At 32.4% G+C, this 14,142-nt stretch carries 14 protein-coding genes and 1 pseudogene; 11 read left to right on the plus strand and 4 right to left on the minus strand.

Going from position 1 to position 14,142, the window contains the following annotated elements; translation table 11 throughout:
• Positions 1-12: 12 nt before the first annotated feature.
• Both BM072_RS14665 and BM072_RS14670 read right to left on the minus strand, forming a co-directional pair.
• A complete protein-coding gene (locus BM072_RS14665) occupies positions 13-1,269 on the minus strand; it encodes a D-alanyl-D-alanine carboxypeptidase/D-alanyl-D-alanine-endopeptidase (protein WP_092910345.1) in 1,257 nt (418 codons plus the stop codon).
• Positions 1,269-2,168: a mechanosensitive ion channel family protein gene (locus BM072_RS14670; RefSeq protein WP_092910390.1), complete on the minus strand. Its 900-nt coding sequence runs from the start codon at positions 2,166-2,168 to the stop codon at positions 1,269-1,271. The genes BM072_RS14665 and BM072_RS14670 overlap by 1 nt, the downstream gene beginning before the upstream one ends.
• A 172-nt stretch (positions 2,169-2,340) precedes the next feature.
• On the opposite strand from BM072_RS14670, the gene BM072_RS14675 reads away from it, so the two are divergent.
• From BM072_RS14675 to BM072_RS14720, 10 genes are all read left to right on the plus strand, one after another.
• Positions 2,341-3,645, plus strand: coding sequence for an OmpA family protein (locus BM072_RS14675; protein WP_092910349.1), 1,305 nt, complete (start codon positions 2,341-2,343; stop codon positions 3,643-3,645).
• Between the two features lie 112 nt (positions 3,646-3,757).
• On the plus strand, positions 3,758-4,888 hold the full coding sequence (gene tgt / locus BM072_RS14680) for a tRNA guanosine(34) transglycosylase Tgt (protein WP_092910354.1): 1,131 nt from the start codon (positions 3,758-3,760) through the stop codon (positions 4,886-4,888).
• 1 nt (position 4,889) lies between these two features.
• Complete coding sequence (locus BM072_RS14685) at positions 4,890-5,984, plus strand: LptF/LptG family permease (RefSeq protein WP_092910357.1); 1,095 nt, start codon at positions 4,890-4,892, stop codon at positions 5,982-5,984.
• Positions 5,985-6,145: 161 nt separating this feature from the next.
• The gene (locus tag BM072_RS14690; RefSeq protein ID WP_092910361.1) at positions 6,146-6,604 is read left to right on the plus strand and encodes a hypothetical protein; all 459 of its coding nucleotides are present in this window, start codon (positions 6,146-6,148) and stop codon (positions 6,602-6,604) included.
• 246 nt (positions 6,605-6,850) lie between these two features.
• Positions 6,851-8,773 (plus strand): threonine--tRNA ligase, encoded by a 1,923-nt coding sequence (gene thrS, locus BM072_RS14695; protein ID WP_092910366.1) that lies wholly within the window; start codon positions 6,851-6,853, stop codon positions 8,771-8,773.
• A gap of 59 nt (positions 8,774-8,832) precedes the next feature.
• Positions 8,833-9,342, plus strand: a complete 510-nt coding sequence (gene infC / locus BM072_RS14700; RefSeq protein ID WP_092910370.1) for a translation initiation factor IF-3 — start codon at positions 8,833-8,835, stop codon at positions 9,340-9,342.
• Positions 9,343-9,399: 57 nt separating this feature from the next.
• Positions 9,400-9,597, plus strand: a complete 198-nt coding sequence (rpmI, locus tag BM072_RS14705) for a 50S ribosomal protein L35 (RefSeq protein ID WP_092910373.1) — start codon at positions 9,400-9,402, stop codon at positions 9,595-9,597.
• Between the two features lie 99 nt (positions 9,598-9,696).
• On the plus strand, positions 9,697-10,041 hold the full coding sequence (gene rplT / locus BM072_RS14710; protein ID WP_092910375.1) for a 50S ribosomal protein L20: 345 nt from the start codon (positions 9,697-9,699) through the stop codon (positions 10,039-10,041).
• Positions 10,042-10,124: 83 nt separating this feature from the next.
• Positions 10,125-10,790, plus strand: a complete 666-nt coding sequence (locus tag BM072_RS14715; protein ID WP_092910378.1) for a phosphatase PAP2 family protein — start codon at positions 10,125-10,127, stop codon at positions 10,788-10,790.
• Positions 10,774-11,556, plus strand: a complete 783-nt coding sequence (locus BM072_RS14720) for a nitrilase-related carbon-nitrogen hydrolase (protein ID WP_092910380.1) — start codon at positions 10,774-10,776, stop codon at positions 11,554-11,556. Before BM072_RS14715 ends, BM072_RS14720 begins: the two co-directional genes overlap by 17 nt.
• 42 nt (positions 11,557-11,598) lie before the next feature.
• Here BM072_RS14720 and BM072_RS14725 read toward each other — a convergent pair.
• Together BM072_RS14725 and BM072_RS14730 are read right to left on the minus strand one after the other, a co-directional pair.
• Positions 11,599-12,473, minus strand: a pseudogene (locus BM072_RS14725) (pirin family protein).
• 25 nt (positions 12,474-12,498) lie between these two features.
• Positions 12,499-13,362 (minus strand): NAD-dependent epimerase/dehydratase family protein, encoded by an 864-nt coding sequence (locus tag BM072_RS14730; protein WP_092910383.1) that lies wholly within the window; start codon positions 13,360-13,362, stop codon positions 12,499-12,501.
• Positions 13,363-13,457: 95 nt separating this feature from the next.
• On the opposite strand from BM072_RS14730, the gene BM072_RS14735 reads away from it, so the two are divergent.
• On the plus strand, positions 13,458-13,811 hold the full coding sequence (locus BM072_RS14735) for a winged helix-turn-helix transcriptional regulator (RefSeq protein ID WP_092910384.1): 354 nt from the start codon (positions 13,458-13,460) through the stop codon (positions 13,809-13,811).
• The last annotated feature ends 331 nt before the right edge of the window (positions 13,812-14,142 follow it).

Genomic DNA, 14,142 nt, shown 5'->3' on the forward strand with positions numbered 1-14,142 from the left:
ATGCTTTCTATTTTAGTAATTATCGCGTACAATTCGCAACAATTTTTCGTTCTCATTTCGAATTAAAGATAAATCTTTGGTCGAATTATTATTCAGTAAACTAAAAATTAACGTTCGTCCACTTTTCGTTTTCAAATAACCACTCAACGTTACATTATTATTCAATGTGCCCGTTTTTGCATACAAATACGGCGCGGCAACATCTTTGTATCTATTTTTAATTGTTCCCGTTTTTCCACCAACCGGAAAAATAGCAAACAAACGTTCTGTAGAAAATTCATTGTATAATTTATCTAAAACTTGTACAAAATTTTGCGGCGTAAACAAATTATAACGCGATAATCCAGAACCATCAATCCATTCGGGTTGTTGTTTTAAATCCTTCAAAAAATTTCGTTTCGAATAATTTATAACTTGCTTACTACTCAATTTTCCTTGCATGGTACTCGATGCCAAAAGCAACAAATGTTCTGCTAAAAAATTGTCGCTATTTTCCATCATTTCTTTGTAAACATCATCTGTCTTAAAACTATAAAACACTTTCGGGTTTTGTAACATTGGCGTTTTTACCATGTCAACCGATTTTCCTAAAATCTCGGACAACGATTTTTCTATCACCGTTTCGTTTACAATAAATGGAACTTTTTCTGAACGTTTTTTCTGACTGATATAAAATTTATTATCATAAAAATCTCTCGGTTCTATAGCTTCTTTTATTTCGGTTAAACCTTCAAAATAAATCGGAAAAGTTTTGATTGCAGTTCCTATTTTAGAAATAGAAACCATGTTTTCGTTAATTGGAAATTGGCTTCGCTCGGGTGAATAATCTTTTCTAAAGTCGTCCCAAGTCCAACCTGGTAGAAAAGATTCTTCATCAAAATTATTCCAATGAAAAACGATTTTAGTTCCCTTATTCTTTAAAAAATCTACTGCTTTATTATTTTTATATTTTGGATGCAAAAAAGTCGGATCGCCCGTTCCTTCAATATGCAATTCATCTCCTACAAATTGATATTTAAACGCAGGAATCGAATCATTCAACATTTTCATTGCTGTATACAACGTAAAAATCTTGGTGTTAGAAGCTGGTATAAAATATTTGTTACCGTTATAATTATAGATTTCTGTTTTGGTTGCAGGATCATAAAGATAAAATCCGGTGAATTGTGTGGCGTAAAAATCTGAATTAAGATGTGTATCAATTAATTCTTTCTGCGCAAAAAGATGCGCAGAAGAAAAAATTGAAATTATTAAGATAAAAACTCTCATTAATCTTTGTTATCAAAAGGAATAGTTGTCGAATTTTCGTTTTTGATAATCATTTCGGTATGTGGATAAGGCATAGATATGTTATTTTCATCTAAAGCCTTTTTCACAGCACGATACAATTGCCAATAAGCCGTCCAATAATCGCTATTTTTCACATAACATCTTACCGCTAAATTAACACTACTTGCTGCAAATTCTAAAATTTCAACCGTTTTGGGTTGTGTATCATCTACCAATTCATTTTTCTCTAAAACTTCTAACAAAACTTTTTGCGCATTCTCAAAATCGTCATCATAAGAAATTCCCATATTAATATCTAAACGACGGTATTCTTTTATCGAATAATTAATAATTGGATTATTAAATAAATTGGCATTTGGCAACGTAACAACTTGTCCTTTTGCAGTTACAATAACCGTATTTAGAATACTGATAGATTCTACACTTCCTTCATTTCCTTGCGAAACAATATAATCGCCAACTTTAAAAGGTTTGAAAAGGATGATTAAAATTCCGGCTGCAAAATTGGATAAAGAACCTTGCAAAGCCAAACCAATTGCTAAACCTGCGCCACCTAAAGCAGCAATAAATCCTGATGCGTCTAATCCTAATCGGGAAACGACAAAGACAATTACCATCATTTTCAGGATAATGTTTATAATCGGAATAAGAAATGTACGAATAGATAAATCTACATTTCGGGCAATCATTCTTTTTTCGATTAATTTCTTTAGTTTTCCTGCTAACCATAATCCAATTGTTAAGGTTAAAAGGGCAGAAACTAAACTCCAACCTATTTCTGATCCTTTTGTTACAAGGATATTTGTTAAATACTCTAAATCTTTAAATGGCGTTGTGATGACATCTTGTAAACTATCAACCTGATCTTGTTCTTGCATAATTTTTTTCTTGTTCTGTGCATAAAAATAATACCAAACTAACATCTTTTCAAAAAAATGAGTTTTTAATGTTTTTTTTAACTATTTTTAATAGATTATAAAAATTGGTACAATATTAGTAAAGAACCAATTACAACCAATAAAACTATTTAATTACAAAAATTTTAAGACTATGAACATTATTGACTTAGTAAAGGAGCATTTTACTCCAAATCTTATTTCGAGCCTTTCTTCAGAATTAGGAGAAAGCGACTCTGGCGTATCAAAAGCCATCAATGCGTTTATTCCAATTTTATTAGGAAGTGTATTGGATAAAAAGAATTCGACTACAGGTTTATTTCATACCATCAAAACTTTTGGTGCTTCGCGCGGCTTAGCTAATATTAATGCAGAAGCTACTACACCAGACACAATCAAAGAACTTATTACAGATTTATTAGGAAGTAACGCACAACCAATTATTTCTAAAGTTGCAGAATATGCAGGTATTTCTACAAGTTCTTCTTCAAAATTATTAGACATTACTGCTTTAACAACTTTTGGATCGATTGGTAAAGAAGCCGAATTTCAACATGTAAAAGAAAATGATTTCTTCGGATTTTTAGAAGGAGCAAAAGACAAAATTATTGCATTATTACCTGCAGGTTTAGGTCTTGGAGCATTAGGTTTAGGAAGTTTCTTTCATGATTCTCCTAAAATTACTGAAACAATAGATATTGCTAAAGATAAAGTTACTGAAACAATTACTGAAACTAAAAAAATAGTAGATGTAGAACCAGTAGAAGCACCTTATGTAGCGCCAGTTGATGCTTACGCAGAAACACACAATACTGATGGTGGAGGTTCTAGCTTTTGGAAATGGTTAATTCCATTATTAATTGTTGCTTTAGGTGCATTTTTATTGTTAAAATATTGCAATAAAAAAGATGATGCAACTGTTACAAACACAACAACTACAACTGATACAATTTTAACTGATACTGCAGCTGTAGTAACAACAACACGAACAATTTCTACTGTAGATTTAGATGGTGTTGCCTTAAAAGCATACGCAAACGGATTAGAGCAACAAGTTATAACATTTATCAAATCTCCTGATTATGCCAACTTAACAGAAGATCAATTAAAAGAAAAATGGTTCAATTTTGATAATGTAAATTTCGTATTCGGAAAAACAGATCAATTAGAGCCAGGATCTGAAGTACAATTAGATAATTTAGCAGCTATCCTTAAAAAATATCCTGCAGCAAAAATCAAAATTGGTGCTTATACGGACAAAGTTGGAAAAGCAGAAGACAACAAACAACTTTCTCAAAAACGTGCAGATTACTTAAAATCTGAATTAACTAAACTTGGCGTTGGTGCACAAGTAATTAGTGCAGAAGGTTATGGTTCTGAATTTGCGAAAGTGGCAGAAACTGCTACAGATGAAGAAAGAGCTTCGGACCGTAAAATGTCATTACGTTTTACAAAATAATATAATTTTTGTGGTGATAAAATAAGGGTAAGGGAAACTTTATCCTTATTTTTTTGTTATTTTTTTCGAAACCAACTCGCAAGAATATAAACAATTAATATCTTTGCACACTATGAAATTTTCAATCGATAAAAAAGACGAATTTTCTAAGGCAAGAGCTGGAGTTGTAGAAACCGATCACGGTAAAATACAAACACCCATTTTTATGCCCGTTGGTACAGTTGGTACAGTAAAATCTGTTCACCAACGTGAATTAGAAGAAGATATAAAAGCCCAAATCATTCTTGGAAATACTTATCATTTGTATTTACGTCCAGGAACCGATATTTTACATAAAGCAGGTGGTTTGCATCAATTTATGAACTGGCAAAAACCAATTTTAACAGATTCTGGTGGATTTCAAGTTTATTCTTTGTCAACAAGTCGCAAAAAATCTGAAGAAGGTGTACGTTTCAAATCGCACATCGATGGATCTTATCACATGTTTACACCAGAAAAATCAATGGAAATTCAACGTTTTATTGGTGGTGATATTTTTATGGCTTTTGACGAATTAACTGGTATTCCTGCAAAATATCACGATGCAAAACGTGCCATGCATGTTACACATCGTTGGTTAGAGCGTTGTAGAACTTGGTTAGATAATAATCCTGAATATTACGGACACAAACAAACTCTTTTCCCTATTGTACAAGGAAATGATTTTAAAGATTTGCGTCAGGAATCTGCCAAATATATTTCAGATTTTGGAGCTGAAGGAAACGCTATTGGTGGATTATCTGTTGGTGAACCAGAACCAATAATGTACGAAATGACGGATATTGTAACCGAAATTTTACCACAAGATAAACCTCGTTATTTAATGGGTGTTGGTACACCTTGGAATATTATTGAGTGTATTGCACTTGGTGTTGATATGTTTGACTGTGTAATGCCAACTCGTAACGCACGTAACGGTATGTTGTTTACATGGAACGGTGTAATGAACATGAAAAATGCAAAATGGAAAGATTGTTTTGAACCTTTAGACGAAAGTGGAACAAGTTACGTTGATAGTTTTTATTCAAAATCCTATGTGCGTCATTTGTTTAATGCCAACGAATCTTTAGGAAAACAAATTGCATCTATCCATAATCTTGCATTTTATTTAGATTTGGTAAGAGTTGCAAGAGAACATATCTTAGCAGGAGATTTCGCACAATGGAAAGAACAAATTGTGCCTCAACTAAAAAAACGCTTGTAGTTTGAAAATTATCGATAAATACATCATCCGAAACTTTATCGGAACCTTTATCTTTATGGTTTTAATCCTGTCAACAATCGCCGTAATCGTCGATCTTAGTCAGAAATTAGGACGTATTAACGATAGTGGTTCCACAGCATTTGTTGCCTTAACCGAATTTTATCCGTTTTGGACAATTTGGATTGTCAACACATTTTTACCAATTGCTGTTTTTATCACCGTTATCTATTTCACCTCGCGTTTAACAATGCAAACAGAAATTGTAGGTATACTTTCGGGTGGTATTAGTTTTTATCGCTTTACGCTTCCTTATCTTTGGGTCGCAATATTTCTTGCAGTTTCGGCAATGCTTGTCGGTAACATTGTATTGCCTTGGGCAAATATCAATAAAAATAAATATCAATACGTCCATTTACTTAGTAATACCGATAAAGAGGAATATTATAAAAGGCAACGAATTGGCTCGCAAGTTTCGCCTAACGAATTTGTTTTTGTGGATAGTTATGACAGAACAGAAAAATTAGGAAGCTCATTTATGTATCAAAAATTTGATTCGACAGAGCTTAAAAAACAAGTTATTGCATCTAGTTTTAATTGGGATGACAAAGATTCTACTTATGCTTTGATGAGCGTTTATCAACGCGAAATAAACAAAGACAAAACAGAGAAATTAGAATATTTACCTAATTTTAAAATGAAACTTCCTGCAACGCCAGACGAAATTTTGCCTGAAGAATATGTTGCCGAAACAATGAATACATTTGAATTAAATAAATTTATTGAGAAGCAAAAAGCAAAAGGTTCTGCCAACGTAAATACCTACGAAAACGAACTAAATGCGCGAATTAGTAATCCATTTTCGACCATTATTTTGACGCTTTTAGCATTATCGCTATCATCAAAAAAACGTCGTGGTGGAATTGGAATGAATTTAGCGGTCGGAATTGCCTTGGCATTTGTCTACATTTTCTTTTCGCAAACAACATCTACTTTTTCAGAAAAAGGATACGTTTCTCCATTTATAGCGGCTTGGATACCGAATATTGTTTTCGGTTTATTAACTTTATTCCTCTACATACGAAGAGCACGAACTTAAAATATACAATCAAAAAACCTATCTACGTCAGATAGGTTTTTTTGTGTTTTAAAGTCAAATATTAACTCATAACCAAATCATTTTTACTAAATCTTAACATTTCGTATTGTCCTTTGGACTGATTATTTCATTGATATTATGAATCATAATACAAATCAAATATGAAAATAGAACAATTAGAAGGAGTTTGGTCTGTAATTTATACGAATTTCCCAATGTGGTTAAAAGGAGATAAAATACGCCCAACTTTTACCTATATAACCGAAGAAAGAAATGGAATTTTAGGTTTAAAAGATGAAGTTAATTATCTGTCAAATGGTAAAATAAAAAGCATAATTGGTTGGGACGAATCTTTAAATAAAGACAATACATCTTTTATGTGGCGTGGTGAAGGATTAAAAAGTATAATAACCAGTAATTGGGAAATTATATACACAGCCGAAAATTTAGATTGGTTAATTATTCACTTCGAAAAAACATTATTTACGCCAGAAGGTTACGATGTTATTAGTAAAAACAAAACACCAAATGAAGACGAATTAACTGCTATTCATAACAAATTAAGAGAATTAGATTTAATGGATAAATTAACATCACTTCTACTTTCTTCTCACGAATAAAACTTACATAATTTGCCGTATAAATCTATATTTTGCAAACATAAAATACCAGAAACCTATCTACTTTTGATAGGTTTTTTCATGTTCTAAATCAATCATTTTCATTCAAATTTATTCATCAGTTTTACGCTGTAATTTCCCTGCATAATTTTTTATTTGAATTCAGCTAAAATCAACCCTTTAAAAATTTTTAGAACTACGATAAAAAACGTATTTTTGCATCTTAGTACAAATTCTAAAAGAAAGATGATAAACATTTCTCTTCCAGATGGAAGTGTAAGACAGTATGAGAGTAGTGTAACTCCTATGGAGATTGCTCAGAGCATTAGTGAAGGTTTAGCACGTAATGTAATTTCGGCTATTGTAAACGATAATCAAGTTGAGGTAACAACCCCAATTACGACGGATGCTACGATCAAATTGTTGACCTGGAATGATGAGATGGGTAAAAAAGCTTTTTGGCATTCATCTGCTCACTTGTTAGCACAGGCTATTTTAGAATTTTATCCGAATGCAAAATTAACAATAGGACCTGCAATAGAAAAAGGTTTTTATTACGATGTTGATTTTGGTGAAGATAAATTGACAGAAGCTGACTTTGCGAAAATTGAAAAAGCAATGCTTGAAAACGCAAAGAAAAAAGCAGAATTCAAATTATATTCAGTTTCTAAAGCAGAAGCATTAGAAACTTACAAAGACAATGAGTACAAATATGAATTAATTTCTAACTTAACTGATGGAGATATTACATTTTGTACACACGATAACTTCACAGATTTATGTCGTGGAGGTCACATTCCAAACACAGGAATTGTAAAAGCTGCTAAAATTTTAAGCGTTGCTGGAGCATACTGGAGAGGAGACGAAAAAAATAAAATGTTAACACGTGTTTACGGAATCACATTCCCAAAACAAAAAGATTTAACAGAATATCTAGAACTTTTAGAAGAAGCCAAAAAACGTGATCACCGTAAATTAGGTAAAGAATTAGGTTTATTTGCTTTCTCAGAAAAAGTTGGTGCTGGTTTACCATTATGGTTACCAAAAGGAGCTTCATTAAGAAGAAAATTAGAAAACTTCTTATTAAAGCAACAAACAAAATTAGGTTACGAAATGGTCGTAACACCTCACATTGGTCAAAAAGAATTGTATGTAACATCTGGTCATTATGCAAAATATGGTGCAGATAGTTTTCAGCCAATTAAAACACCAAACGAAGGAGAAGAATTTTTGTTAAAACCAATGAATTGTCCTCACCACTGTGAAATCTACAAAACTTCGCAATGGTCGTACCGCGACTTACCAAAACGCTATGCAGAATTTGGAACAGTTTACCGTTACGAGCAATCAGGCGAATTACACGGATTAACACGTGTACGTGGATTTACACAAGATGATGCACACATTTTTTGTACACCAGATCAATTATTAGAAGAATTTAAAAAAGTAATTGATTTAGTTTTATATGTATTCAAAAATCTTGGATTTGATAATTATTCGGCTCAAATCTCATTAAGAGATCCAGAGAACAAAGAAAAATATATCGGATCTGATGAAAACTGGGCAAAAGCAGAACAAGCTATTATTACAGCAGCAGACGATAAAGGTTTATCAACTGTTGTAGAATATGGTGAAGCCGCTTTTTATGGTCCAAAATTAGACTTCATGGTGAAAGATGCATTAGGACGTCAATGGCAATTAGGAACAATCCAAGTGGATTATAATTTACCAGAACGTTTTGATTTAACTTACGTAGGAGCAGACAACGAAAAACACAGACCAGTAATGATTCACCGTGCGCCATTTGGCTCTATGGAACGTTTCATCGCTATTTTGTTAGAAAATACAGCAGGTAATTTACCACTTTGGTTAACACCAGATTTATACACAATTTTGCCAATTAGCGAAAAATATGTAGAATATGGAGAAAAAGTCTTAAATTTGCTGGCTGAGGAAGAAATTAACGGATTGATTGACAGTAGAAATGAGAAAACTGGTAAAAAAATTCGTGATGCCGAAATCAATAAAATTCCATTCATGTTAGTCATCGGTGAAAAAGAGGCAGAAAACGGAACAGTTTCTGTTAGACGACACGGAGAAGGTGACTTAGGAGAGATGACTATCGAAGAGTTTATCGCTTTTATGAAGGAGCAAATCAAATTAAAATAATTTAAAAACAGAATACTATCGCAATAAGAAGAAAAGGCGGCAGAGGACCAGCCAGAGTAATTAAGGAAGATCAACACAAGATCAATGATAAGATTGACGCAAAAGAAGTACGCGTTGTCGGAGAAGGTATTGAACCTGGAGTTTATCCAATTTCAAAAGCTTTAGAGTTAGCTCAAGAGCAAAATTTGGATTTGGTAATGATCAGTGAAAAAGCCATTCCACCTGTTTGTCGTGTCGTAGAGTATAAAAAATTCTTATACGAACAAAAGAAAAAAGAGAAAGAACTTAAAGCTAAGCAACAAAAAGTTGTCGTAAAAGAAATACGTTTTGGTCCGCAAACTGATGACCATGATTATGATTTCAAAAAACGTCATGCAAGATCTTTCTTAGAAGAAGGTTCAAAATTGAAAGCGTATGTTTTCTTTAAAGGACGTTCTATTATCTTTAAAGATCAAGGAGAAATTTTATTGTTACGTTTAGCACAAGAATTGGAAGATGTTGGTAAAGTAGAACAACTGCCAAAACTTGAAGGTAAAAGAATGATTATGATGATGGGACCTAAAAAATAATTTAGGTTTTATCGTCTCAAAAAATAAAAACGTTTTAATTTTTAATAATTTGTAATCATGCCAAAATTAAAAACAAAATCTGGAGCGAAAAAACGTTTCAAATTAACAGGAACAGGTAAAATTAAAAGAAAACACGCTTTTAAAAGCCACATCCTAACAAAAAAGGAGACTAAACAAAAGAGAAATTTAACTCAAACTGGTTTAGTTGACAAAGCTGATTTAAAATCAGTAAAACAACAATTAAGATTAAAATAAGAACTTGTTCTTATTTGGTTTATTAATTAAACATTAACCCTGTAAATAGGCTAATCAAGAAGCAATTTTTGCTCGCCTAGTACAAAAAAATTAAAAATTATGCCAAGATCAGTAAACGCAGTTGCGTCAAGAGCTAGAAGAAAAAAAGTTTTAAAACTTGCTAAAGGATATTTCGGAAGAAGAAAAAATGTTTGGACTGTTGCTAAAAATGCAGTAGAAAAAGGTTTAGTTTATGCTTACCGTGATAGACGTCAAAAGAAAAGAAATTTCAGAGCGTTATGGATTCAAAGAATCAACGCTGGATCAAGATTACACGGATTGTCTTATTCTCAATTCATGGGAGCTGTTAAAAAAGCTGGTGTAGAATTAAATCGTAAAGTTTTAGCTGACTTAGCGATGAATCAACCAGAAGCTTTCAAAGCAATCGTAGAAAAAGTAAAATAATTTATATCACATAATTAAAACGTTTTAAAACTTGGCTTGTGCCAAGTTTTTTTTTGCTTATTTTTGAAATAAATCTACCATTAATGACTTCTCAAAAAGATTTATTTATTCGTATTTGGCCTTTTTTTGTTGTATTTTTTATTTACAATTTTGCAGCATTAGCTTTGACTCAATATTTTGGTCGAGACGAATTACATTTATATTTTAATCAATATCACGATTCATTCTTCGATAAATTCTTTGTTTTTTATACCGATTTTGGTACCTATTATTTATTCTTTATCGTTTTGGCTTTCTTATTATTCAAGAAAACACCTCGCATGTTTGGGTATTTATTTGTTGCAGAATCTGTCGCATCTATTATCAGTGTATTTTTTAAGAAAGAATTTTTTGACCAAATTTTACGTCCTGGATATTATTTTACGCTCAAAAATATTCACATCAATTTGGTGAAAGATTATCCTGTACAAATGTTATCAACTTTTCCGTCGGGACATTCGCTAACCGCTGTTGTGATTGGAATGATGCTTTGTTTATTAACCAAAAATCGTTGGTTGCAATTCTTTTATTCTTTACTTTTTCCTAGTATTGCAATTAGTCGAATTTATTTATCGCGCCATTTTGCTATCGATACAATTGGTGGCGCAATGATTGGTTTTTTTATTTTTATCTTTACATATTACATCATCAATACATTTAATAATCCAAAATTGGATCAAAAATTTATAGGCAATGGAACATCAAAATAAACTTAAAATATCTTTAATTCAATTTGATATTATTTGGGAAGATGCAGAAGCTAATCAGTCTTATTTAGACGTTTTACTAAAAGATCATCAAACAGATATTATTCTTTTACCAGAAATGTTTGCTTCGGGTTTCTCTATGAATGTCGAAAAAATTGCGCAAAAGCCATTTGGTAAAACGTTTGAATGGATGCAACATAAAGCGAAAGAATTAAATACAGCGGTTGCTGGTAGTATTTCTACGCACGAAAATGATAAATATTTTAATCGTTTTTATTTTATTAGCCCAAACGGATCCATTTATATTTACGATAAAAAACATTTGTTTAGCTACGGAAAAGAAGCTGGCGTATATTCTGCAGGTGATAAAATTGTAACGATAGATTATAAAGGTTGGCAAATTAGACCAATTGTTTGTTATGATTTAAGATTTCCAGCGTGGATTAGAAATACAGAAGAAAATCCGTACGATTTAATTTTATGCAATGCCAATTGGCCAAAAGCCCGCAGAGAAGCTTGGATTTCACTTCTAAAAGCACGTGCAATAGAAAACATGAGTTTTATTGCTGGCGTTAATAGAATTGGTGTAGATGGGTATAATTTAGATTACAAAGGTGATTCGCATTTGTTTGATACGTTGGGCGAAGATGTAGTACAACTAAATAATCATCCCGAAATTCTACAATTCGAAATTGATAAAGAACAACAAGATAAAACCCGCACTCATTTTAATTTTTTAAATGACCGAGATTTGTTTCATTTCATATAATCGTTAACAAAAACTCGCTTCTTTTGAAGCGAGTTTTTTAATTTATAATGTGCCAAATTTTCCTGCTTTAAACTCTTCAAAAGTAGTTTTTAATTGCTCTTGCGTATTCATCACAAACGGACCATAATGCGCAATTGGCTCGTTTAGCGGTTCGCCACTCATCACCAAAATAATTGTATGATTTGATGTAGCTTCTAAAGTAAACATATCTCCGTTATCATTCTCTAGCATTGCAAAACTATCTTTGCTTACGTTTTCTGTTCCATTTACAAGAACATCACCGTTAATCACTAAAAATGCCGTGTTGTATGTATTTGGAAATTCAAAATCAGTTTTTCCACCATTATTCAAATAAACATTAAATAAATTTATTGGCGAAAAAGTAGTTCCTTTTCCTTTATTTCCTTTGTATTCGCCAGCAATTACATTTACAAAACCACCATTATTTTCTAAATTAACACGCGTCATTTCATCAAATAATAAATCTTGATATTGCGGTTTTACTTCGCGATCTTTAGCTGGTAAATTCATCCACATTTGTACCATCTGAAAAGTTCCGCCATTCTTAGCCCAATTTCTTCGTGGTATTCTTGATGCAAAACACCAGAACCAGCCGTCATCCATTGCACATCGCCTTCGCCAATAACACCATGATTACCGCGACTATCTTTGTGTGCAATTTTACCTTTATAGGCTAATGTCACCGTTTCGAAACCTTTGTGTGGATGCGCACCAACACCTCTTGGAATTTCTTCTGCTTCAAAATCAATATCTGCATTGTAACCAATCGCAAAAAAAGGATCCATTCTACGATGCGAAATATTTCCTTTACCGATAAATGAAGTCGTATAAAATGCATTTCCAACCCAGTTGAACGTTCCGGGATGCAATAATTTTTCTATATTTCTTGTTGACATAATTGTTTAGATTGTGATTGAGAGCTTATTGATTTTGTAATAAATTATGAATCGCTCCTTGAATTTCAGGAAACTTAAATACGAATCCTTTTCCTTGAATACTTTTTGAAACCAAATGTTGACCACGAAATGCTTGAATAGTTTGTGGCGAATTTAAGTTTAATTCATCCGAAATTGCTTTGTAAATATCTTGCTGAGAAGCCGCTTTTGGTGCTACTGAATTATATACACCATCGAGTTGATTTTGTACAGCAAACGCAAAAATACCCGCCATATCTTCAACGTGATTCCACGCCACCGCACTATCGTTAGGTTGAAAAACAGCTTGCGGGTTCGATTTTAAAATATTTTCATACATTGGTAAAATTCCATCATTTGTACCCAAAACCAATGAAACTCTAATCTTAGAAACATGCGCTGCAACATTATCTATCTTAAATAAATCGGCAGCTTTTTCCCAATCATCACTCAAATCGGCAGCAAAACCAGAACCTTTTTCTCCATTTTCGTCAATCTCGAGCGTATTATCTTGAAAACTATAATAACCAATTGCCGAAGCCGAAACAAAAGCTTTAAGCGTTTGATTGCGCTTTTTTAATTCATCTCGTAAAAAATTAGCTGTACCAATTCTACTTTCGTACACCAACGCTTGGCGTTCTGCTGTTAATGGCGTACCATCATTCAACTTAGATCCTGCCAAATGCACAATGTAATTTACATCGTCTAAAGCATTTGTATCAATCGTTTTTTTATGAACATCCCACTCAAACTCATTGGCTGACTTAGGCTTTCTTGTTAATAATTTTACAGTATATTCTTTTTCTAAAATTGGAATTAAATGGCTTGCAATAAAACTATTTGCTCCAGTTATTAAAACAGTCTCTTTCATTATTTAATTGATTTCTACAATAAAATTACACCTATTTAAATTATATTTGATATGAGTTACCTTTTGGTAACTAGTAACCTAAAAGAAACTACCAGATGAAAAAACCAATTTCAGATCCACCAGCATGCAGTACAAATCTACTGGCAATGAATGATACATTAGATATTTTAGGAGGAAAATGGAAACTATTAATCTTACATTATCTTATTCAACGACAAGATATAAGTAATACTTTCAAAAAAATGGAGCGTGATATTACAGGAATTTCTGCAAAGATGTTATCAAAAGATTTGGAAGCTAATAAATTGGTTCATCGCGAAGTTAAAGACACAAAACCTGTAACCGTAGAATATTCGATTACCAAATACGGTGAATCTACAAAAGAAATAATCAACGTTTTAGTTGATTGGGGAAAACTCCACCGAAAAGAAATAATGCAAGAAGATTAAGTATTGAGTGATGAATTTTTAGAAGTAAGATATAAGACTTAAGTCCTAAGTTTATAAGAAAACTCACCTTGTCATTCCGAGCGCAGCGAAGAATCCTATCACAATCTATTTGACAATACAATCAATTTATCCATCCCGTCATCCTGAACTCGTTTCAGGAACGCAAGTTAAGTTTTGAGTTCTAAGTAATAAGTCTTTAAATCTTAAGTCTTAAATCTCTTTCCCAGACTTTACTGCATAAAAAAAGTCTCAAGAAATAAATCTTGAGACTCTTTATAAAAACTGGCGACGACCTACTCTCCCGCAATAGCAGTACCATCGGCGCAGGCAG

Source organism: Algoriella xinjiangensis (assembly GCF_900115015.1).
In the GTDB taxonomy this organism is placed as follows: Bacteria; Bacteroidota; Bacteroidia; order Flavobacteriales; family Weeksellaceae; genus Empedobacter; species Empedobacter xinjiangensis.

Excerpts from the sequence above, each read along its gene's own strand:
- BM072_RS14665 (WP_092910345.1), bottom strand. The coding sequence starts at position 1,269 with ATGAGAGTTTTTATCTTAATAATTTCAATTTTTTCTTCTGCGCATCTT.
- BM072_RS14670 (WP_092910390.1), bottom strand. The coding sequence starts at position 2,168 with ATGCAAGAACAAGATCAGGTTGATAGTTTACAAGATGTCATCACAACG.
- BM072_RS14675 (WP_092910349.1), top strand. The coding sequence starts at position 2,341 with ATGAACATTATTGACTTAGTAAAGGAGCATTTTACTCCAAATCTTATT.
- tgt (WP_092910354.1), top strand. The coding sequence starts at position 3,758 with ATGAAATTTTCAATCGATAAAAAAGACGAATTTTCTAAGGCAAGAGCT.
- BM072_RS14690 (WP_092910361.1), top strand. The coding sequence starts at position 6,146 with ATGAAAATAGAACAATTAGAAGGAGTTTGGTCTGTAATTTATACGAAT.
- thrS (WP_092910366.1), top strand. The coding sequence starts at position 6,851 with ATGATAAACATTTCTCTTCCAGATGGAAGTGTAAGACAGTATGAGAGT.
- rpmI (WP_092910373.1), top strand. The coding sequence starts at position 9,400 with ATGCCAAAATTAAAAACAAAATCTGGAGCGAAAAAACGTTTCAAATTA.
- rplT (WP_092910375.1), top strand. The coding sequence starts at position 9,697 with ATGCCAAGATCAGTAAACGCAGTTGCGTCAAGAGCTAGAAGAAAAAAA.
- BM072_RS14715 (WP_092910378.1), top strand. The coding sequence starts at position 10,125 with ATGACTTCTCAAAAAGATTTATTTATTCGTATTTGGCCTTTTTTTGTT.
- BM072_RS14720 (WP_092910380.1), top strand. The coding sequence starts at position 10,774 with ATGGAACATCAAAATAAACTTAAAATATCTTTAATTCAATTTGATATT.
- BM072_RS14730 (WP_092910383.1), bottom strand. The coding sequence starts at position 13,362 with ATGAAAGAGACTGTTTTAATAACTGGAGCAAATAGTTTTATTGCAAGC.
- BM072_RS14735 (WP_092910384.1), top strand. The coding sequence starts at position 13,458 with ATGAAAAAACCAATTTCAGATCCACCAGCATGCAGTACAAATCTACTG.